General features: G+C 62.2%; 18 protein-coding genes and 1 pseudogene. 8 read left to right on the top strand and 11 right to left on the bottom strand.

What is annotated here, in order from left to right:
• Both F8K16_RS04035 and gatB read left to right on the top strand, forming a co-directional pair.
• On the top strand, positions 1 to 630 hold a 630-nt coding region (locus F8K16_RS04035), incomplete at its 5' end, for an amidase family protein (protein WP_294947254.1).
• A gap of 12 nt (positions 631 to 642) precedes the next feature.
• Positions 643 to 2,073 (top strand): Asp-tRNA(Asn)/Glu-tRNA(Gln) amidotransferase subunit GatB, encoded by a 1,431-nt coding sequence (gatB, locus tag F8K16_RS04030; protein WP_294947252.1) that lies wholly within the window; start codon positions 643 to 645, stop codon positions 2,071 to 2,073.
• Between the two features lie 294 nt (positions 2,074 to 2,367).
• On the opposite strand, the gene F8K16_RS04025 is transcribed toward gatB, so the two are convergent.
• Positions 2,368 to 3,486: a phospholipase A gene (locus F8K16_RS04025; RefSeq protein ID WP_294947249.1), complete on the bottom strand. Its 1,119-nt coding sequence runs from the start codon at positions 3,484 to 3,486 to the stop codon at positions 2,368 to 2,370.
• A gap of 111 nt (positions 3,487 to 3,597) precedes the next feature.
• Between F8K16_RS04025 and htpX the strand changes: the two genes are divergently transcribed.
• Positions 3,598 to 4,524: a protease HtpX gene (gene htpX, locus F8K16_RS04020; RefSeq protein ID WP_294947246.1), complete on the top strand. Its 927-nt coding sequence runs from the start codon at positions 3,598 to 3,600 to the stop codon at positions 4,522 to 4,524.
• A 64-nt stretch (positions 4,525 to 4,588) separates the two neighbouring features.
• On the opposite strand, the gene argF is transcribed toward htpX, so the two are convergent.
• The 4 genes from argF to F8K16_RS04000 form a co-directional block, all read right to left on the bottom strand.
• A complete protein-coding gene (argF, locus tag F8K16_RS04015) occupies positions 4,589 to 5,497 on the bottom strand; it encodes an ornithine carbamoyltransferase (RefSeq protein ID WP_294947243.1) in 909 nt (302 codons plus the stop codon).
• Entirely contained in the window at positions 5,494 to 6,663 is a 1,170-nt protein-coding gene (locus tag F8K16_RS04010; protein WP_294947240.1) for an aspartate aminotransferase family protein, read from the bottom strand. The genes argF and F8K16_RS04010 overlap by 4 nt, the downstream gene beginning before the upstream one ends.
• 84 nt (positions 6,664 to 6,747) lie before the next feature.
• The gene (locus tag F8K16_RS04005) at positions 6,748 to 9,879 is read right to left on the bottom strand and encodes an EAL domain-containing protein (protein WP_294947239.1); all 3,132 of its coding nucleotides are present in this window, start codon (positions 9,877 to 9,879) and stop codon (positions 6,748 to 6,750) included.
• The gene (locus F8K16_RS04000; protein WP_294947237.1) at positions 9,869 to 10,807 is read right to left on the bottom strand and encodes a cytochrome-c peroxidase; all 939 of its coding nucleotides are present in this window, start codon (positions 10,805 to 10,807) and stop codon (positions 9,869 to 9,871) included. Before F8K16_RS04000 ends, F8K16_RS04005 begins: the two co-directional genes overlap by 11 nt.
• Positions 10,808 to 11,029: 222 nt before the next feature.
• On the opposite strand from F8K16_RS04000, the gene F8K16_RS03995 reads away from it, so the two are divergent.
• Positions 11,030 to 11,959, top strand: coding sequence for a branched-chain amino acid transaminase (locus F8K16_RS03995; protein ID WP_294947234.1), 930 nt, complete (start codon positions 11,030 to 11,032; stop codon positions 11,957 to 11,959).
• Positions 11,956 to 12,183, top strand: coding sequence for a zinc-finger domain-containing protein (locus F8K16_RS03990; RefSeq protein ID WP_294947231.1), 228 nt, complete (start codon positions 11,956 to 11,958; stop codon positions 12,181 to 12,183). The genes F8K16_RS03995 and F8K16_RS03990 overlap by 4 nt, the downstream gene beginning before the upstream one ends.
• Positions 12,184 to 12,248: 65 nt before the next feature.
• Here F8K16_RS03990 and F8K16_RS03985 read toward each other — a convergent pair whose 3' ends face one another.
• Both F8K16_RS03985 and F8K16_RS03980 read right to left on the bottom strand, forming a co-directional pair.
• A complete protein-coding gene (locus tag F8K16_RS03985; protein ID WP_294947229.1) occupies positions 12,249 to 12,848 on the bottom strand; it encodes a type II secretion system protein in 600 nt (199 codons plus the stop codon).
• Between the two features lie 90 nt (positions 12,849 to 12,938).
• Positions 12,939 to 13,499 carry a type II secretion system protein gene (locus F8K16_RS03980; RefSeq protein ID WP_294947226.1) on the bottom strand — a complete coding sequence of 187 codons (561 nt, stop codon included), beginning with the start codon at positions 13,497 to 13,499 and terminating at the stop codon, positions 12,939 to 12,941.
• A gap of 158 nt (positions 13,500 to 13,657) precedes the next feature.
• On the opposite strand from F8K16_RS03980, the gene F8K16_RS03975 reads away from it, so the two are divergent.
• Together F8K16_RS03975 and F8K16_RS03970 are read left to right on the top strand one after the other, a co-directional pair.
• Positions 13,658 to 14,284 carry a response regulator gene (locus tag F8K16_RS03975; protein WP_294947223.1) on the top strand — a complete coding sequence of 209 codons (627 nt, stop codon included), beginning with the start codon at positions 13,658 to 13,660 and terminating at the stop codon, positions 14,282 to 14,284.
• A complete protein-coding gene (locus F8K16_RS03970) occupies positions 14,281 to 15,405 on the top strand; it encodes an ATP-binding protein (protein ID WP_294947220.1) in 1,125 nt (374 codons plus the stop codon). The genes F8K16_RS03975 and F8K16_RS03970 overlap by 4 nt, the downstream gene beginning before the upstream one ends.
• On the opposite strand, the gene F8K16_RS03965 is transcribed toward F8K16_RS03970, so the two are convergent.
• Positions 15,396 to 17,381: a monovalent cation:proton antiporter family protein gene (locus tag F8K16_RS03965; RefSeq protein WP_294947217.1), complete on the bottom strand. Its 1,986-nt coding sequence runs from the start codon at positions 17,379 to 17,381 to the stop codon at positions 15,396 to 15,398. The two genes, F8K16_RS03970 and F8K16_RS03965, sit on opposite strands and share 10 nt — an antisense overlap.
• Positions 17,374 to 18,210: a carboxylating nicotinate-nucleotide diphosphorylase gene (gene nadC / locus F8K16_RS03960; protein WP_294947216.1), complete on the bottom strand. Its 837-nt coding sequence runs from the start codon at positions 18,208 to 18,210 to the stop codon at positions 17,374 to 17,376. The genes F8K16_RS03965 and nadC overlap by 8 nt, the downstream gene beginning before the upstream one ends.
• Positions 18,211 to 18,224: 14 nt before the next feature.
• On the opposite strand from nadC, the gene ampD reads away from it, so the two are divergent.
• On the top strand, positions 18,225 to 18,806 hold the full coding sequence (gene ampD / locus F8K16_RS03955) for a 1,6-anhydro-N-acetylmuramyl-L-alanine amidase AmpD (protein WP_294947213.1): 582 nt from the start codon (positions 18,225 to 18,227) through the stop codon (positions 18,804 to 18,806).
• Positions 18,807 to 19,207: 401 nt separating this feature from the next.
• Here the strand turns inward: ampD and F8K16_RS03950 are convergent, their stop codons facing one another.
• Positions 19,208 to 19,426 (bottom strand): uracil-DNA glycosylase, encoded by a 219-nt coding sequence (locus tag F8K16_RS03950; RefSeq protein ID WP_294947210.1) that lies wholly within the window; start codon positions 19,424 to 19,426, stop codon positions 19,208 to 19,210.
• Positions 19,423 to 19,869, bottom strand: a pseudogene (locus F8K16_RS03945) (DNA repair protein RecN); the annotation flags it as partial. The gene F8K16_RS03950 and the pseudogene F8K16_RS03945, both read right to left, overlap by 4 nt.

Genomic DNA, 19,869 nt, shown 5'->3' with positions numbered 1-19,869 from the left:
GCCGTGCAGGCGGCCGTGGCGGAGCTGGAGAAGCTGGGCGCCGAGATCGTCGAGGTGAGCCTGCCCAACACCGAGCTGGCGGTGCCCGCCTACTACGTGCTGGCGCCGGCGGAGGCCTCCTCCAACCTGGCGCGCTATGACGGGGTGCGCTACGGTCACCGCTGCGAGGACCCGAAGGATCTCAAGGATATGTACCGCCGCAGCCGCGCGGAAGGTTTCGGCGAAGAGGTCAAGCGCCGCATCATGGTGGGCGCCTACGCCCTGTCCGCCGGCTACTACGACGCCTATTACCTCAAGGCCCAGAAGCTGCGCCGGCTGGTGCGGGATGATTTCCTCAAGGCCTTCGAGCAGTGTGATGTGATCGCGGGCCCCGTGGCGCCCACGGTGGCGTGGAATCTGGGTGAGAAGAGTGACGACCCGGTCAGCATGTATCTGGCCGATCTCTACACCATTCCGGTCAATCTGGCCGGCCTGCCGGGCATGAGCGTGCCTGCCGGCCTGCACAACGGCCGTCCGGTGGGGCTGCAGCTGGTCGGCCCCTATTTCAGCGAGGCGAAGCTGCTCAATGTGGCGCACCGCTTCCAGCAGGTGACCGACTGGCATCGCCAGACCCCGGAACTGGCCAAGTAAGGAGAACGGAATATGAGTTGGGAAGTTGTCATCGGCCTGGAAATTCACGCACAGCTGGCCACCAGATCGAAAATCTTCTCCGGCGCCTCCACCGCTTTCGGCGCGCTGCCCAACACGCAGGCGTGCGCGGTGGACATCGCCCTGCCGGGGGTGCTGCCGGTGCTCAATGCCGAGGCGGTCAACATGGCCATCAAGTTCGGGCTGGCCATTGACGCCGAGATCGCCCCGCGCAGCGTGTTCGCCCGCAAGCACTATTTCTACCCGGACCTGCCCAAGGGCTATCAGATCTCCCAGTATGAGCTGCCGGTGGTGGGCAAGGGACGTGTCGAGATCGAAGTGGACGGGCAGACCAAGACCATCGGTGTGACCCGCGCCCATCTGGAAGAGGACGCGGGCAAGTCCCTGCACGAGGATTTCGCCGGCATGACCGGCATTGACCTCAACCGCGCCGGCACGCCGCTGCTGGAAATCGTCTCCGAGCCGGACATGCGCTCCGTGGCCGAGGCCATCGCCTATGCGAAGAAGATTCACGAGCTGGTGCAGTATCTGGAGATCTGCGACGGCAACATGCAGGAAGGCTCCTTCCGTGTGGACGCCAACGTTTCCGTGCACCGGCCCGGCACCCCCTTCGGCACCCGCACGGAGCTGAAGAACATCAACTCCTTCAAGTTCCTGGAAAAGGCGCTGGAGTATGAAATCGAGCGCCACATCGACATTCTGGAGTCCGGCGGCACCATCGTGCAGGAAACGCGCCTGTATGACTCGGTGAAGGACGAGACCCGCTCCATGCGCGAGAAGGAGGAGGCCAACGACTACCGTTACTTCCCCGACCCGGACCTGCTGCCGCTGGAGATCACGCCCGAGATGATCGAGCGTGTGGCCGCCACCCTGCCGGAACTGCCGGATGCCAAGCGTGCCCGCTTCATGGAGCAGTACGGCCTGCCGGCCTATGACGCCGGCGTGCTCACCGCCTCCCGTGCGCTGGCCGACTACTATGAAAAGGTGGTGCAGACCGTCGGCGGCGAGCCCAAGCTGTGCGCCAACTGGGTGATGGTGGAGCTGCTGGGCGCGCTCAACAAGGAAAACCTGCGCCTCGATGAGTCGCCCATCGACGCGGTCATGCTGGGCGAGCTGCTGACACGCATCGTGGACAGCACCATCTCCGGCAAGATCGCCAAGGAGGTGTTCGAGGCCATGTGGAGCGGCGAGGGCCGCGCCGACGAGATCATCGAGGCGAAGGGGCTCAAGCAGATCACCGATGCCTCCGCCATCGAGGCCATCATCGACGAGGTGATCGCCGCCAACCCGCAGCAGGTGGAGCAGTACCGTGGCGGCAAGGACAAGCTGTTCGGCTTCTTCGTCGGACAGGTGATGAAGGCCACTCAGGGCAAGGCCAACCCCAAGCAGGTCAACGAGCTGCTGCGCAAGAAGCTCGACGGCTGACAGGGCCGGTTGGTGATATGAAAAGCAGCGGGCTTCGGCCCGCTTTTTTCGTTGTGGAGATGGGGTCTCCCCCAATTTTGCCGACTCGCCATTCGGCCGGCTGCCGAAGAGCCGAAAAATGGCGCAGAAATGGCCTCTGTGACGGTTTTTTTCAACCGTTTTGCCGGTGTGCTGCGTTGACGCCCCGTAAAAATGGGGGAGACCCCGTCAGAACGGGGCTTTTTGCCGTTCAGAGCGTGGCGTGTGGCGGCGGGCTGGACGGGCAGCGGGCAAAATCGGGGGAGACCCCGTCTGTCAGCGGCTCCACATCAGCCCGACACCGATCTTGGTGATTTCCCGGTTGTAGTCGATCAGGCTCTCGCCATAGCCGGAGAACAGCTGTACATAGCCGAAGGTGCTGTGGAATGCCTTGATGGGGAAGGACCAGTCCAGCTGCACAGCGCCGCGGTTGTCGTTCCAGTCCAGGTTGTTGCGCACGGTGGCGCTGAGCAGATGTCGGCCGATGGGCCAGGCCACATGCAGGTCGCCATAGCCCAGATAGTGAGTGATGTCCGGATTGTCGTCGCTGCGGCTGGGCTCCGGAATGCGGTACCAGGCGCGCAGGGTAAACAGCAAGTCATGCCACTGGAACAGGCCGCTGGCATAGAGGCGGTTCCATGAGCGGGAAAAGGCGCCGCCCCGGCCATTGGATTGATGGTTGATGGCCAGTTTGATGCCGCGCAGCGGGAAGTCGCCCCATTTGAATGGCATGACCACGAACGCCTCCGGCTCGTAGTTGGTCTCGCGAAAGGGGGCGGAAGCGCTGTAGATCTGCCAGTGGGACTGCTGGGTGTAGCCCACCAGCCAAGTCTCTTTCAGACCGAGGGCGTTGTAGAGCAGCGGCTTCATCAGGCTGATCTGGAACTTGGCCTCCTTGTCGCTGCGGCCGGGGCGGACGCGGGTGTCCAGCGTCCAGGGGAGGAAGTAGTTGGCCTTGTAGGGATAGAGGCCGAACTCATGTCCCAGCAGCTGGCGCACGTTCTGACGGGTGTCGATGTCATCGCTCACGTCCACCAGCGAGGTCATGGTGGTGGCCAGCTGGAGGGAAGGCTCCACCACCGTCGGCCCCGCATCCTCCGTTGTGGTTTCTGCCGGGGCGGCCGGTTGACGCGGGGTGGCGGACGTCTCCAGCTGTGACAGCAGCAGGTTTGCCGTTTCGCTGCCGGCCTGACGCGCCTTTTCCAGCCAGGCGCGTGCTTCGGCGGGATTGATGGCCAGCCCGTGCAGGCCGTGCTGCCACGCCACCGCCAGCGCCAGCATGGCATCAACCTGGCCCTGTTGCGCTTGCTGTTGTTGCCGCTTCACCCAGTCATCGGCCAGAGCGGGGAGCAGGGTTATCAGCAGGATGAGGGTCAGCAGGGTGCGTGTCAGCATGGTGTGTCTCCGGTGAGAAGGGCTCGGGCAATTTTTGCACAAAAGGGTTGATTCGCCATAAAATGCGCTTATATTAATCATCACGAATCATAAATAGGGAGTGATGCAGACATGAGTCTCAAGGGCATCTTTCTTTTCGTGCTGACCAACATCGCGGTCATCGCGGTGGCCTCCATCACGCTCAGCCTGCTGGGCGTGTCCGGCTATGTGGGTCAGTATGGTCTGGATCTGGGCAACCTGCTGGTATTCGCCGCCGTGTTCGGCTTTGCCGGCTCGCTGGTGTCGCTGTTCCTGTCCAAGTGGATGGCGCTGCAGATGACCGGCGCGCAGGTGATCGACCCGCAGCATCCCCGTTCCCAGGCCGAGGCCTGGCTGGTGCAGACCGTGCACCGTCTGGCCGACAAGGCGGGCATCGGCCATCCGGACGTGGCCATCTATCCTGACCCGGCGCCCAACGCCTTCGCCACCGGCTGGAACCGCAACAACGCGCTGGTGGCCGTCTCCTCCGGCCTGCTGGAGAACATGACGCAGGAGGAAGTGGAGGCGGTGCTGGCCCACGAGGTGGCCCACATCGCCAATGGCGACATGATCACCATGGCGCTGCTGCAGGGCGTGGTCAACACCTTCGTCATCTTCTTCGCGCGCATTGCCGGCTACTTTGTAGACCGTGTGATCTTCCGCAATGAGGATGACGCGCCGGGCATCGGCTTCTACATCGCCAGCTTCATCTTCGAAATTCTGTTCGGCATTCTGGCCAGCACCATCGTCATGTGGTACAGCCGCAAGCGCGAATTCCGCGCCGATGCCGGTGGCGCCTATCTGGCCGGTCGAGACAAGATGATCGCCGCGCTCAGGCGCCTGATGACCATCCACGAGCCGGCTCACCTGCCGGAGCAGCTGGCAGCCTTCGGCATCAACGAGTCCGCCGGCGAGAAGCTGATGGCGCTGTTCGCCAGCCATCCGCCGCTGGAAAAGCGCATTGAATATCTGATGAACGCCGACGAGCGTCAGCTGAAGCTGGGCCTCGGTCTGGCCTGATCGGCAATCACTTTGCGGCAAGAAAAAGCCCCGCAACCGCGGGGCTTTTTTGTGGGCGAGGATTTTATTTTCCGAGCAGAAACAGTAATAGCGCTTTCTGGGCGTGCAGGCGGTTTTCCGCCTCATCCCAGACGACCGACTGCGGGCCGTCGATTACCTCTGCGGTGACTTCTTCGCCCCGGTGGGCCGGCAGGCAGTGCATGAACAGCGCATCCGGCTTTGCCCGGGCCATGACTTCGGCATTGACCTGGAAGGGCATGAACTTCTCCATGCGCGCGGCCTGCTCGTCCTCCTGACCCATGCTGGCCCAGACATCCGTGACCACAAGATCGGCGCCTTGGGCGGCGGCTTTCGCATCCCGCATCAGGGTGACCCGGTCGCCCGCCTGTTCCAGCAGATCGGCACGGGGCTCGAAGCCTTCCGGACAGGCGATGTGCAGCTGGAAGTCGTACTGCATGGCAGCGTTGATGTAGCTGTGGCACATGTTGTTGCCATCGCCGATCCAGGCGACGGTCTTGCCCTGCATGGGGCCACGATGCTCATACCAGGTCTGCATGTCCGCCAGCAGCTGACAGGGGTGGAAGTCGTCCGTCAGCGCGTTGATCACCGGCGCCTCACTGTAGCGGGCAAAGGTTTCCACCACGTCGTGGCCGAAGGTGCGGATCATGATGGCGTCAGCCATGCGGGACATGACGCGGGCACTGTCCTCAATGGGTTCGCCCCGGCCCAGCTGGGTGTCGCGCGGGGAGAGGAACAGGGCGTGTCCCCCCAGCTGGGTCATGGCGATCTCGAAGGACAGGCGCGTGCGCGTGCTGGCCTTCTCGAAGATCATGGCCAGTGAGCGGTTTTTCAGCGGATCGCCGTGATGGCCCTTTTCCTTCAGCTCCTGCTTGAGGGCGATGCCCCGCTGCAGAATCTGCTGCAGCTCTTCCGGTGTGCAGTCCTTCAGGGTGAGAAAGTGTCGAATGCTCATGCGGTAAAACTCTCGATCAGGTCACAGACGGCATCCACCGTCTGCTGCTGTTGGGATTCGGTCATGACAAACGGCGGCAGCAGGCGCACCACCGTGTCGCGGGTGACGTTGATCAGCAGGCGCTTTTCCTCCAGCGCCCGGCCCACCAGCTCACCACAGGGGCGATCCAGTTCGATGCCAATCATCAGGCCCCGCCCGCGGATGTCGCGCACGGCAGGATGGCCGCCCAGACGGTCATGGAAGGCGTCCAGCAGGCGCTCACCCATTTCTGCCACGCGGCGTGGCCAGTTCTGGCTGACCATTTCTTCCACCACCGCCAGCCCGACCCGGCAGGCGAGCGGGTTGCCGCCGAAGGTGGTGCCGTGACTGCCGGGCACCAGCACCTCGGCCGCCTCGCCCTGTGCCAGACAGGCGCCGATGGGCATGCCATTGCCCAGCGCTTTGGCCAGCGTCATGACATCCGGCTGAATGTCGGCGTGCTGAAAGGCGAACAGCCGCCCGGTGCGCCCCATGCCGGTCTGCACCTCATCGACCATCAACAGCCAGCCGTTGTCATCACACAGGCGGCGCAGGCCGGGCAGGTAGTCGGGGGCGGGGATGTGCACGCCGCCTTCACCCTGCACCGGCTCCACCAGCACGGCCACGATATTGGGGTTGCTGCTCAGGGCATCGATAGCCTCCAGGTTGTCATAAGGCACGCGAATGAAGCCTTCGACCAGCGGTTCGAAGCCTGCCTGCGCCTTGGGATTCCCGGTGGCGGAGAGGGCGGCCAGGGTGCGGCCGTGGAAGCTGTTTTCCATCACCACAATGGTGGGCGTATCAATGCCGCGCTGATGGCCCCAGCGACGCGCCAGCTTGATGGCGGTCTCGTTGGCTTCTGCGCCGGAGTTGCAGAAGAAAGCGCGTTCCATGCCGCTCAGCTGGCACAGGCGCTCGCCCAGCTGCTCCTGCAGCGGAATCCGGTAGAGATTGGAGGTGTGCCACAGTGTGCCGGCCTGGTCGCACAGGGCCTCCCGCAGCACGGGGTGGGCGTGGCCGAGGTTGCAGACGGCGATGCCGCTCAGGGCGTCCAGCCAGACTCGACCCTCGGCGTCGAACAGTTGCGCCCCTTCACCGCGCACGAAGGCGACCGGCAGGCGGGCGTAGGTGTTCATCAGTGCGTTCATGATTCGCTGTCCCAAAATAAAAAGGCAACCCACAGGTTGCCGAGAGCGGGACATTTTAGTGCCGTAGTCATGAAAATCAAGCGCTTATTGCGTTTCCGACTGCTTGAGGAAGTCGAGCAGCGCGTCAAGCGGCATGGGGCGGGCGAAATGATAGCCCTGCAGCAGTTCGCAGCCGATGGCACTCAGGGCAGCAGCCTGTTCGGCTGTCTCCACGCCTTCGGCCACCACCTTGGCACCCAGGGCGTGAGCCATGGCGACCGTGGCCTCCGGAATGGCCAGCGTGCGGCGGTCCTGCGGGTCGATGGGGTCGATGAAACTCTTGTCCAGCTTGAGTTTGTCCGGCTGGAACAGCTGGAGATACTGCAGAGAAGCGTAGCCTGTTCCGAAGTCGTCAATGGCCACGTGCACGCCCAGCTCCCGCAGAGCGTCCAGCAGGGCACGGGTGCGACCGAGATCGGCCATCAGCGCGCTTTCCGTGATTTCCAGTGTCAACTGTGCCGGCGGCAACTTATGTCGGGTGAGCGTCTCTTTCAGGATGGCGATCAGGTCGGTGTCGTTGAACTGGACGGCGGAGAGATTGACCGACACCGACACGGGATGGGACAGTGTTCGATTGAGTCGGGCGGCATCGGCAATGCCCTGACGCAGCACCCAGCGGCCGACGCGGGTCATCAGCTGCGGGTAGCGCTCCAGCACGGGAATGAAGGCGCCGGGCGGAACCAGCTTGCCATCGCGTCGCCAGCGGATCAGGGCTTCGGTGAGGGTAAAGCGTCGCTCAAGCGTGTTATGCACGGGTTGGTGGAACAGCACCAGTTCGCCCCGCTCCAGCGCCTGTTCCAGCTGGTGTCGCAGGGTGATGTCCTGCCCCTGACGGCTGTCGCTGGTCTGGTCCGGCGTGTGGAAATAGAGCTGAGTGACGCCCTGGCCATGCTGGCGCGCCAGCTGGATGCCGGTTTCGATCTCATCCACGATGCGCTCTGCCGGCAGGTCGTGGTCGAACAGCATGGCACTGGCATAGTATTCCACCTGCACCGGCTGACCATTGATGTCGTAAGGTTCGGACAGCGTGCCGAGCAGCTCGGCATACTTGCGTTCCCACCACTGGCGTGCCGCGTCTGGTGAACTGAAGAAGTGGATGGGCACCAGCAGGAACTCGTCGTTGCTGCTGCGGGCGGTCAGGTGGGGAAAAGCAGGGCGCTCGCGCAGTCTTTCGGCCAGCTGGCGCAACAGGGTGTCACCCCCCTGGTGGCCGAGGGCGGTATTGATGGACTTGAAGCCGCGGATGTTGATGATGCTGATGATGCCGCATTCTCCATGCGGCATGATCTGTTCCATGATGGTGCTGAGCTGATCGATCAGCGCCTTGTGATTGGGCAGGCCGGTGACGGGATCTCGCTGCTGGATGCTGCGCAGCTCATGCTCCAGCTGGCGCTGCCGGCTCAGGTTGAGACAGTGGGCGATGAAATGGCCGGTTCTGTCGGTCTCTTGTGACGGTGGCACCCAGGTCAGGGTGGTCAGGGTGGGAAGGGGGGTGCCGTCCACATGACGCAGAGAGAGCTCGCCCTGCCAGTAGCCGCTGTGGGGGAGCTCCTGCATTACGCGCTGGATGACGGACTGTTCCACGAACAGTGCCGAAAGTGTCTGGTCGGCCATGTGCTCCGGGTCCAGTCCGCACCACTGGAGAAGCGTATCATTGGCACGCTCTATGCGACCTTCTTCATTGGCAATGACGATGCCTTCGTGAGCATTGAAAGCCACTTCGGCCAGCCGTAGCAGTGCGGCCTGTTGACGCTCCTTTTGGAGCAGATGCAGGCGGTGCAGGGCCAGTTCCAGATCTTCCCGCACTTCGCGCAACAGTTGAAGGGTGGCGGTGCCGGCATACTCGTCCGTGCTCATATACAGGGTAATCAGATAACGGCTGTTGCCATCGCTGTCCACAAGGGGCAGGGTGATCACATGGCGGATGCTGAACCGACGCAGCAGACTGTGCCATCGGGCAAAGCGGGGGTGGGTATTCAGATCTCGGAAGATCTGGATGTCCTGTGACTCCCATGCGGGCAGCATGGTGGCGGTGGCATTGCCAGTGCCGGGCGAGATGTCGAATTTGAACTGTTCCAGCAGCTGACGGGCTTCCTGAGACTGGGTGTGGACTGCCACCGTGGTGAGGATGTTGTTGGCATCCGGGCAGCAGGTGACCACCCCGCCGGGTATCTGCAGGTCATTGACCAGAATCTCCAGTGCCCGCTGCAGCAGAGTACGCTCATTCTTCTCCGTCACGATGATTTCGTTGATGTCGCTCAGGGCGTGGTAGAGCCGCGAGGTACGCGTGAGTTCCTGTTTCTGTTGGCGCAGGGTGGTCACGGTGCGTTTGAGCAGGGCCATCATGATGAAGATGAGCAGTGCCATGACTCCACCCAGTCCGGCCAGTGTGACCGAGAGCGTGCGCTGGCGCTGCTGGGCCACTGCGATATGGTGCTGCAGCTGTGTATCCAGACGGCTGATCAGCTGCCGTGCCGAGTCCAGATTGAGTCTGTTCAACTGCTGATGCAGCCGGGCAAAATGTCGAATGAATGTCCGGGCGTGCTCAATAAAGCGGCCGCAGGCCTGACTGTCTGACGGCAGGATCGTTCGGGCTCTGTTGACAGAAGTAGTTACCGCCTGGATTTCCTGTTCCGTGAGGGCTCTGCGCAGTGGCAGCAGCAGCAGGGCGGTATAGATGTCATGGGGGTGAAGAGTGGCAGGGGGGGAGGCGCCTTTGCGCAAATCCAGCTCACAGCTTTCTCCCAGCACAGGCAGGGTGTTGTAGCTGTCCACCACGATGGCATGTTCCCGCAGTGCGCCGTCGAAGGTATGCAGCAGGTGCTGCAGGCGGGCCTGAAGCGCATGCAGTGTTTGTGAAACATCGACAAGCCCGGCCTGTCGAGTTTTCTCTTGGAACTGCCGGATGTGAAGGCGCATGTCCCGCGCAAGCCACTGCACCTTGTCCGGTCGTACCAGATTGAACCGTTCAAGGCGGCTTCTTTCCACTTCAAGCGCGGTCAGATCCTGCCTCAGGCTGTTCACGTGAGCGGTCAGTGCGGGCGCATATTGCAGCAGGGAGGGACGCAGGCCGAGCCAAGCCACGGTCAGAATGATGCCCAGACCTGTAATCAGCCACAGGCCATACCTGTGCATGAACGCATCGATTCGCTTGGGAAAGCGGGAGTCAGTGTCCATGCAGCAGATCCTTCGGTGGTGCGCTCAGGGTTTTCAGAAAGGCGGTGATGTCCGCCACGACCTGTGCCCTTGGCTGTTTGCCCAGCTGGGCTTCGATCATGAGCGTGACAGCCTTTTCCAGTGTCGGCACGCTGCCGTCGTGGAAGTAGGGGGCCGTCTCGGCCACGTTGCGCAGGGTGGGCACCTTGAACACATGGCGGTCCTCCTCCCTGTGCGTGACGTTGTAGCGGCCCAGCCAGCGGCTTTCGCGGACACCTAGCGGATGGTAGATGCCTGCTTTCTGGAACATGCTGCCGCCCAGGTTGATGCCTTGATGGCAGCCGATGCAGCCGTAGGACTGGAACAGCTTCCAGCCACGGCGCTCCTGTGGTGTGAGGGCGTCATGGTCTCCCAGAAGGTAGCGGTCGAAGCGGCTGCCCGGTGTGATGAGCGTGCGCTCATATTCGGCGATGGCGTAGGCAATGGCCTGCGGGCTGGCAGGTTCGCCAAAGGTCTGTATGAACTTCTGGCGCCACTTGCTGTCTGCATTGAGCCTGTCTGCCACCACCTGCACTGACTGGTTGCCCATTTCGTGGGGGGTGACCAGAGGGTGCAGCGCCTGCTCTTCAAGGGTGGCGGCGCGGCCATCCCAGAACTGCGCCAGGTTGAAGCCGCTGTTGAGGACTGTCGGGGCATTGAGCTCACCCTTGCGGCCATGAATACCGATGGATACCGGGCGGTTGTCGTCTCCGCCCTGCTGGATGATGTGGCAGGTGGCGCAAGAGACGGTCCCGTTGGCGGAAAGCTGTGGGGCGAAATAGAGTTCCTTGCCAAGCTGTGCTGCCGGTTTGTCGAACGGCACGGTTTCCGGCAGTGGTTGCACCGGCTGGCTGCTGGCTTCGGTCAGCCCGCGCATGAAATCGTTGAAACGGTTGTGCTGTTCCGCCATGCGCTCGCTTAGCGCAGGGTGAGAGGGGGCCTGTTCACATCCGGAAACCAGTAGCAGAAACAGGATGCCGGCAAGGTGCAGGCGCACAGGGAAGTGAAGTCGGTTCGCTTTTTTCATCTTTCAAAAAATTCTACCACATTCCGTGCGGCAGGTCCCTTGCCCGGCAGGTGGGCAAAGGCGGTAAAATAGCGAAGTTTTGGTTTGACACACAGGTGAGAGAAGATGGCTTCAATGGCGGACCGTGACGGCTGGATCTGGCTGGATGGTGAGATGGTGCCCTGGCGTGAGGCAAGGGTGCATGTGCTGACACACACCCTGCATTACGGCATGGGCGTGTTCGAGGGTGTGCGCGCCTATGACAGCGAAATCGGCACCGCTATTTTCCAGCTGGAAGCGCACACTGACCGCCTGTTCAACTCCGCCAGGATCATGCGCATGCCCATGCCGTGGGACAAGGCGGCTCTTAACGATGCTCAGAAGGCCGTGGTGCGTGAAAACGGCCTGAAGTCCGCCTATATTCGTCCCATGGTGTTCTATGGCGCGGAAGGCATGGGCCTTCGGGCCGACAACCTCAGGGTGCATGTGATGGTGGCCGCATGGGAGTGGGGCGCCTACATGGGTGAGGAGAATCTGGCCCGTGGCATTCGCGTGGCCACTTCCAGTTTCACCCGGCATCATGTGAACATCTCCATGACCCGCGCCAAGGCCAACGGCCATTACATCAATTCCATGCTGGCGCTGCAGGAGGCCATCAGCCACGGCTGTGACGAGGCGCTGCTGCTGGATCCGGAAGGCTATGTGGCCGAGGGCAGTGGGGAGAACTTCTTCATGGTCAAGGAGGGGGTCATCTACACGCCGGAGCTGACCTCCTGTCTGGACGGCATCACCCGACGCACCGTGATGCAGCTGGCAGCCGATATCGGCTATGAGGTGAAGGAGAAGCGCATTACCCGTGATGAGGTCTATATCGCCGATGAAGCGTTCTTCACCGGCACGGCGGCCGAGGTGACACCCATCCGTGAACTGGATGACCGGCCCATCGGTGAAGGGCGGCGTGGCCCTGTGACCGAAAAGCTGCAGCAGCTGTATTTTGATGTGGTGCATGGCCGGGTGGAGAAATACCGCCACTGGCTGGCGCCGGTTGACGCATGAATCAGGAGCAAGCCATGAGCAACAAGCCCGTTACAATTGAAGTGACCTACGACGATCTGCCGCTTTACTGCCCCAATGAACACAGTCCCATCAGCCAGGCGGAGTCATTCGGAGGGCATCCACGTGTGTTCCTGCCTATCGAGAAGACCGGCAGGGCCAAGTGCCCTTACTGCGGCACGGAGTATGTGCTGAAGGACTGGGCGCCGCACCGAGGGGGCCACTGACAGTATTTTTCAGCTGAAATGAAACGCCCCGCATTGCGGGGCGTTTTTGTTGAAGGGATGGAAATTCAGCCGCCCACCAGCGACTTGTTGATCTCGCTGGTGCACAGCCAGCCCTTACCGGTTGCGGGAATGGATGAGGCAGTGGTTGCCGGGGTGTTGTCGGACTGGTTTGCTGCAAACAGAAAACTGCCGCTCTGACCGTTGCCATCATCATAGCGGGTGTCGATCTGCTGGGCTACTTCTGCAGGTAGCAGGACACACACGGCGTTATTGGCCAAGCCCGCGGCATTGTAGGCGGCGGTATAGGGTGTCCCCCAAGGTGTCTTCATGGGTGCGGTCCCCGATCCTTCGACAATGCCCGCCTCATGCAGCTGACGCCAGAAGTCGTCCGCACTGTCGATCTGGCCATCATTGGGCGATCCGGTGACAGGTGTGATGGCGCCATTGTGGCTGTCGCCATCATCCCCGGGCAGGGCGCCGTATTTGTCCAGATAGGTCAGCGCGGCGGCCTGAATCAGATCCAGTGTGCGCACGACCTGCTTGGCCCGAGCCTGTTCGATCAGCTGAAAGCCCTTCAGAACGCCACCGATGAGAAGGCCGATAATGACTAGTGCCATGGTCAGTTCGATGAGGGTGAAGCCTTCCTGGCATGACCGGTTTTGCATTGCAGAGTCCATGTTCGCCGAAAACCAAAGGGCATGAAAAAACCCCGCGCAGGGGCGGGGTTTCTGACAAAGCGTTCCGATTATATATGATCAGAACTTGGTGCACAGCCATCCCAGAGTGTCAGTGGCGGGGTTGGCGTAGGCAGCTGTCTGAGTGGTCGGATCTGTACCCAGTGCAGGCTGAGTAGTACCTGTCCAGATGAAGCTGCCAGTGGTGGCATTGCCATCGTCGGCTTTGATGTCAATCTGCTCAGCTGCTTTTTCGGGCATCTTGGAGCACAGATAGTTGGCTGTGTTGCCTGCTACAATCAGTGCGATACCATAGGGGTTGTTGGGGGCCGTACCACCTGTGCCATTGACCAGGTTTTCGGTCTGCAGGTTGTTCCAGAAAGAGTTGTTGGAGTCAACGATACCGTCGTTGGCCGTACCACCGTTGGTACCATCGTCACCGGCAACGGTGTTTTTCTTGTCCAGGTAGGTGTAGTAGGCCGCGCGAATTTCATCGAACTGCTTCTGAGCGTTCTTGACCTTGGCCTGGCCGATCAGCTCCTGGCCCTTGAACACGGCGCCCAGCAGCAGGCCGATGATGACCAGAACGATGGCGATTTCCACCAGGGTGAAACCCTGTTGCTTATGGAGTTTGGCGTTCATGACGATCCTCCTTGTTTGTCATGATGGGTCGGGTTTTATGGACATCTCTGCCCTGTCGATGGCTATTATCGGCATGCTGCTGATAAAAAAAAGAGTAAAACTTTTTTACTGTTAAGTATCATTTCTCTCTTGAAGAGATAGAAGGGTATTGTCGATTCATGAGCACCCGACGCATTCTGCTGGCCGATGATGATGGCGCTCTGCGCGAGATGCTCGCCATGACGCTTGAAATGGAAGGCTACCGTGTGGCTCAGGCGGACGATGCCGAGGCGACCATATCGGCGCTGGAAAAGGGCGCCTTCGACATTCTGCTCCTGGATATGGGCATGCCGCCCCATGAGCATGATATACAGGAAGGCCTCAGGGTGCTGGAATGGCTGCAGCGCCATCCCCGCGACCTCAAGTGCATCGTGCTGACCGGGCAGGATCCGGAGCGCAGTGCCTACCGGGCCGTCAAGGCGGGTGCCTTCGACTACCTGTCCAAGCCGGTTAAGGAGAATGCGCTGCTTCAGGCTGTGGAGCGCGCCGGACTCTTTCTGGACAATGAGCGCCGTTTGCGGCAGGAGGAGCAGACGCAGAAGGTGACGCTGACCCTGCCGCTGGGGCAGGGGGTGAAGCCGGCGCGAAACATGGCCGAGGAGCAGCTTTTGCGGCAGGTGCTGGAGGAGACGGGCTTCAATATCCATGAAACGGCCCGGGCGCTCAACATGAACCGGGAAAACGTCTATTACCTGCTCAAGAAATACGGCATTCGGCGACCGGAGCGCGCTGACACCTCTTCATGAAAGCTCTGAGTTCAGAATGGATCCTGTGGCTGTCGGCCCTGATGGTGCTGATAGGCATCATCCTGATGGCCGCGGCCTTCTATGTACGCGCCCGTGCCCGGCAGGTGGGTGCACTGGTGCAGAAACTGCTTGCCCTGGTCCATGAACATCATGGCGATCCCTTGAAATTCATTCCTGCCAGCCTGCCGTTGTTGCGTCAGGCGGGTGCAGCGCGGGTGATGGTGGAGCTGCAGTGGTTCGGGCAGTCTCTCAATTTCACCGATGAGGCAAAACAGCGGGTGGATCAGAGCCGGTGCGAGTCTCACGCTATCGAAGGGCAGGAGATCGTGCTGCGGGCAGTAATCTGTCCGCGACGAGGCCTGCGTGGCGAACAGGCCGAACTTTATGACATCCTGGCGCGTCTCTGGTTGGAGGTTCTTGCGGCCCAGGTGAATGGACGTCTGGCGCAGATTCACTTTTCCGAACAGCAGCTCAAGCGCTATGAACTGTTCTACAAGCATGACCTGAAGAATCTGGCGCAGTTCATGCATCTGTTGAGCGGACAGATGCGCCGTTGCGACACGCCCGATTGCAGTCACGCGTTGCTGGAACGGCTGAAGAAGGTGCTGCCGGATCTTGAGGAGCGGGCTGGCCGCATTCTGCAGCATCTGGGCAAGCAGAGTGCCGATGACTGGAGCGCAGTGGAGGAGGTGTCGCTGGGACATCTTGTGAAGATGGAGGCGCGCGCGCTGGATCTCCCGGTGGAGGTGGAGGGTGATGCGGAGGTGTATGTGGAGAGCGTCACCTTTCAGCATGGCCTGCGCAATGTGATGGAGAACTTCAAGCACCATCCGGGCACGCGGCATGTGCGCGCCCTGATCGAAACCACCCCGCAGAAGGTGATTCTGCGGCTGACCTCCGATGCTCTGACAGGGCGGTTGAGCGAGATGGAGCGGGCGCGCATGTTCGAGCCCTTCTGGACCACCAGCAGGAGCGGCATGGGGCTGGGGCTCTACATCGCCCGGCAGAATTTTCACAAGGCGTGCCGCGCCCGCCTGGATGTGGAGCAGCTGGACGACAACCGCTGGGCCTTCGTGATCGTCTGCCCGCGCTTGGGTGCGCCGGCGCCAGCTCAGTCCTGACCGCTCTGGAGATAGTGTTCGGCCCGTTCCAGATTTTCCGGTTCGCCTACCAGCACCACCACGTCTTCGTCCCGCAGGCGGGTGGCCTTGTCCGGATTCTCGCCGCGGATGTGGCCGCGTTTGACCGCCTGCACCTTTACGTTGAAGTCATCCAGACCCAGCTCCTCGATGCGCCGGTTGGTGGCGTAGCTGTCGGCATTGAGCGGCACGGCCAGGGTGATCTTGCGGATACCCTGGTCCTTGAGGCGGCGATAGCCGGTTGAACCTTCGTAGAAGCCATCGAGTACATCTTCACGTTTGCGACGGGCTTCTTCCAGCGCGGCGAGCACTTCGTTTTCCGGGTGACCCAGATTGAGCAGCACTTCGGCGCTGAGCAGCAGGCTGGCTTCGAAGGTGTCGGAGATGACGTCCGTGGCGCCGGCGGCCTTGAAGGCCTCGTAGTGGCGGTCGTCACGCACGCGCACCAGCACCGGAATGTCCGGGCGCAGGTGGCGGACCGTCTGCAGGGTCTTGATGGCCATCTCGTCATCGCCGTAAGTGATGGTCACCAGCCGCGCCCGTTCGATGCCTGCTGCCTGCAGAATGGTCTGACGGGCACTGTTACCATAGAACACCGGCTCGCCGGCCTCCTTGGCGTGATGCACGCGGCTGATGTCCATGTCCAGCGCGATGTAGGGTTCGTGCACTTCCCTGAGAAAGTGCGCCGCCATCTGGCCCACACGGCCGAAGCCGCACAGGATGATGTGTCCCTTCATGTGGGCGGTCTCTTCCCGCAGCGCATCTTCTTCCTGCTGCTGCTGGGTCTTGTAGCGCTGGCTCAGTCGCTTGGCCACTACACCGTTGTATTTGATGAGGATGGGGGCCAGCAGCATGGTGAGCACGGCGGCGGTCATGACCATCTGCATCAGCTGGGTGTCGATGAGATTGAAACCGGCGGCCAGTGTCAGCAGCACCAGACCGAACTCGCCCACCTGCGCAAGGCTCATGGCGCTGCGCACGGCCACGCCCGGCGGCTTGCCCATGACCCAGACGATGCCCAGCACCACAAGCGCCTTGATGACCACGATCAGCAGTGCCAGTGAGAGCAGGGTGCCCAGATGCTCGCCCAGGAACTGAGGCGAGAGCCACATGCCGACGGTAATGAAGAACAGTCCCAGCAGCACGTCCCGAAAGGGGCGGATGTCCGATTCGATCTGATGGCGGTATTCGGTCTCGCCCAGCATCATGCCGGCCACGAAGGCGCCGAGGGTCATGTTGATGCCGGCGCCTTCGGCCAGTGCGGCGGCAGAGAGCGCCACGGTGAGCACCGCCAGGGTGAACAGCTCTTCCGAACGGCTGCGGGCCACCTCGCGGAAGAAGGGGCGCAGCAGATAGCGGCCGATCAGCAGCAGGATGGCGACCACGCCGAGTCCCTTGAGCAGGGCGGTGGTGAGCGTGGCGGCCAGTGCATCTTCTCCGCTGGACTGGCCCAGCGCCGGCACGATGATCAGCAGCGGAATGGCCATCAGGTCCTGAAAGATGAGGATGCCCAGCGCCGCTTTCCCGTGGCGGGAGTGCAGCTCGCCCTGATCGGCCAGCTGTTTGATGACGATGGCGGTGGAGGAGAGCGCCAGCGCGCTGGCGATGACGAAGGCGACGCTGTGGCCCAGATGCAGTGCCCAGGTGGCCAGTGCGAAGAACACCAGCGTGGTGATGGCCACCTGCAACGCACCCAGCCCGAAGACCTGCCGGCGCATGGAGATCATCTGCGGCAGGGAGAATTCCAGTCCGATGGAGAACAGCAGAAAGACGATGCCCACCTCGGCGATGAAGCGGATCTGCGATTCGGACGCCACCCAGCCGAGTCCGTAGGGGCCCAGCAGCATGCCTACGAAGATGTAGGCGAGAATGGGTGGCAGCCGCAGTCGCTGGGCGAAGGCCACGAACAGCAGGCTGATGCCCAGCAGGGCGGCAATCTGCACGATGGGGCTATGCATGTTCGATCCTCATGGACAGATCCACGGCATGCACATGTTTGGTAATGGCGCCGGTGGAGATGAAATCCGCGCCCAGTCGGGCCAGTTCCGGCAGGGTCTCCAGCGTCACATTGCCGGACAGCTCCACCTGGGCCCGCCCGTCGATGAGGGCAATGGCCTCCCGCGCCAGCGCCGGTGGAAAGTTGTCCAGCATGATGATGTCCGCGCCTGCCTCCAGCGCTTCTCGCACCTCCTGCAGGGTCTCGGTTTCCACTTCGATCTTCAGCCGCGGGTGCAGATTTCGTGCCCGTGCCACTGCCGGACCGATACCACCGACGGCGGCGATGTGGTTTTCTTTGAGCATTACCATGTCGAACAGGCCGATGCGGTGGTTGCGCCCGCCGCCGCAGGCCACGGCGTATTTCTGCGCCCGACGCAGGCCGGGCAGGGTCTTGCGCGTGTCCAGCAGGCGGGTGGGGCTGTCACCCAGTGCCTGCACGTAGCGATGCGTGACGGTGGCGGTGCCGGAGAGTGTCTGCAGAAAGTTCAGCGCCGTGCGCTCGCCGGCCAGCAGGGCACGGGCCGGGCCTTCAAGGGTCACGATCAGCTGTTCCGGCGCGACCTGCTCACCCTCGCGCACCTGCCAGTGGCAGCGGACGGCGTCGTCAAGCTGGGCGAACACCGCATCAAACCAGGGGCGCCCGCAGATGATGGCGGGTTCCCGGGCGATGACCCGGGCGCGTGCCTGCCGGTCGGCGGGAATGATCTCGCCGCTGACGTCACCGGAGCCGATGTCCTCGGCCAGCGCCAGCTGTACAATGGGGTGGATGTCTTCAGGTTTCAACTGCATGGGGCGATTATAGGGTGGGGGCGAAAGCGCTGTCCATCAAGGGGCACTGGCTGACCGGCGTGCGGCGGGTGGAAAGCCCAAATCAGGACGACCGTCCGCCGGATACGCCCATCGAGCTGGTGGTGATCCATGGCATCAGCCTGCCGCCGAACGCCTTTGGCGGGCCTCATGTGGAACAGCTGTTCACCAACCGGCTCGACCCATCCGAACACCCCTATTTTGCTGAAATCGCCCATCTCCGGGTGTCGGCTCACCTGTTCATTCGTCGTGATGGCGAACTGGTGCAGTTCGTGCCTTTCGACCGGCGTGCCTGGCATGCGGGCGTGTCCAGCTGGCGCGGGCGCAGTCGCTGCAACGACTTTTCCATCGGCATCGAGCTGGAGGGGGCTGACCACATTCCCTACACGGCGCACCAGTATCGCCAGCTCAACCGTGTGCTGGCCCTGCTGCGTCGTCACTATCCCATTCGTGATGTGGTCGGACACAGCCACATTGCGCCCGGGCGCAAGACCGACCCCGGTCCCGCCTTCGACTGGCAGCGTGTGCACGGCGCCTCATCTGAGCTGGTTGAGCCTGCGGCAGAAAACAATCGTTGAGACGGGGTCTCCCCCAATTCTGGCGGGTTCGCCGTTGCCCCGCCGGCAGCGTGCGCGAAAAGTGCCGGATAAATCCGGTTCAGAGGCCATTTGGTGTATCAAGGTGTCTTCTTTGAATGGGGTCTCCCCCATTTTTGCCGCACGCTGTGCTGACGCGCCGTGGCGCGCTCCGAGTCTTGTCGGGTTTCTGAGGAATTTCTTGCCTTCTGCGGGATTTGCGTGGTGGAGAAGGGGGGCTCCCCCATTTTTGCAGGACGCCGGGTTGGCCGCGGGGGCGTGTTTCTGTTTTCTGTTGGCTTTTCAGCGTGTCGGGGGGGATGGGACGGAGGGTCATGCAGCGGACGTTTTCCGTCCCGGCGCATATGCGGAAGTGCCGCTTGCAGACGGGGTCTCCCCTGATTTTAACGGTCGCCGCGCTGGCCGCGCGGCGACGGGGCGGATTTCTGCGGCGCAGGGCGGGGTTCGAAGGCCTGACAGGGCTGCCCGGAGCTGGAGCGTACCACCTGTGCCGGCAGCAGCGGGGTCTTGAAGCCGAAGTAGCGGCAGCCACGCGGGGCGGTGGCGTCCCAGGTGACATAGAAGTGGCGGCACTGGAAGCAATCGGGGTTCTGCACGCTCATGAGGTCTGACTGAGCTGGAGCATTTCTTCGGCATGACGGCGGGTGGTGTCGGTGAGCCGCTGGCCACCCAGCATGCGTGCCAGCTCTTCGATGCGCTCGGAGGGTTCCAGCACCTTTACATGGGTTGCGGTGCTGTCTGCCCGTTGGGTCTTTTCCACCTTGAGGTGGTGGTGGGCGCAGGCGGCCACCTGTGGCTGATGGGTGACGGCCATCACCTGCCGCTTGCCACCCAGCCGGCGCATGAGCTGGCCCACCTGTTCGGCCACGCCGCCGCCGATGCCGGTGTCCACTTCGTCGAAGATGAGCGTGGGGATGCCGGTGACATCGGCCAGCACCACTTCCAGCGCCAGGCTGAGGCGGGCCAGCTCGCCACCGGAGGCCACCTTGCCCAGCGGCCGGGGCGGCTGGCCGGGGTTGGCGGTGAACAGGAAGGTGATCTGATC

It is taken from the genome of Sulfurivirga sp., assembly GCF_015490265.1.
Lineage (GTDB): Bacteria > Pseudomonadota > Gammaproteobacteria > Thiomicrospirales > Thiomicrospiraceae > Sulfurivirga.
This window is presented reverse-complemented; position numbering and strand designations above follow the sequence as displayed.

Coding starts and splice junctions, on each gene's coding strand:
- gatB (WP_294947252.1), top strand. CDS start 643: ATGAGTTGGGAAGTTGTCATCGGCCTGGAAATTCACGCACAGCTGGCC.
- F8K16_RS04025 (WP_294947249.1), bottom strand. CDS start 3,486: ATGCTGACACGCACCCTGCTGACCCTCATCCTGCTGATAACCCTGCTC.
- htpX (WP_294947246.1), top strand. CDS start 3,598: ATGAGTCTCAAGGGCATCTTTCTTTTCGTGCTGACCAACATCGCGGTC.
- argF (WP_294947243.1), bottom strand. CDS start 5,497: ATGAGCATTCGACACTTTCTCACCCTGAAGGACTGCACACCGGAAGAG.
- F8K16_RS04010 (WP_294947240.1), bottom strand. CDS start 6,663: ATGAACGCACTGATGAACACCTACGCCCGCCTGCCGGTCGCCTTCGTG.
- F8K16_RS04005 (WP_294947239.1), bottom strand. CDS start 9,879: ATGGACACTGACTCCCGCTTTCCCAAGCGAATCGATGCGTTCATGCAC.
- F8K16_RS04000 (WP_294947237.1), bottom strand. CDS start 10,807: ATGGCGGAACAGCACAACCGTTTCAACGATTTCATGCGCGGGCTGACC.
- F8K16_RS03995 (WP_294947234.1), top strand. CDS start 11,030: ATGGCTTCAATGGCGGACCGTGACGGCTGGATCTGGCTGGATGGTGAG.
- F8K16_RS03990 (WP_294947231.1), top strand. CDS start 11,956: ATGAATCAGGAGCAAGCCATGAGCAACAAGCCCGTTACAATTGAAGTG.
- F8K16_RS03985 (WP_294947229.1), bottom strand. CDS start 12,848: ATGCAAAACCGGTCATGCCAGGAAGGCTTCACCCTCATCGAACTGACC.
- F8K16_RS03980 (WP_294947226.1), bottom strand. CDS start 13,499: ATGAACGCCAAACTCCATAAGCAACAGGGTTTCACCCTGGTGGAAATC.
- F8K16_RS03975 (WP_294947223.1), top strand. CDS start 13,658: ATGAGCACCCGACGCATTCTGCTGGCCGATGATGATGGCGCTCTGCGC.
- F8K16_RS03970 (WP_294947220.1), top strand. CDS start 14,281: ATGAAAGCTCTGAGTTCAGAATGGATCCTGTGGCTGTCGGCCCTGATG.
- F8K16_RS03965 (WP_294947217.1), bottom strand. CDS start 17,381: ATGCATAGCCCCATCGTGCAGATTGCCGCCCTGCTGGGCATCAGCCTG.
- nadC (WP_294947216.1), bottom strand. CDS start 18,210: ATGCAGTTGAAACCTGAAGACATCCACCCCATTGTACAGCTGGCGCTG.
- F8K16_RS03950 (WP_294947210.1), bottom strand. CDS start 19,426: ATGAGCGTGCAGAACCCCGATTGCTTCCAGTGCCGCCACTTCTATGTC.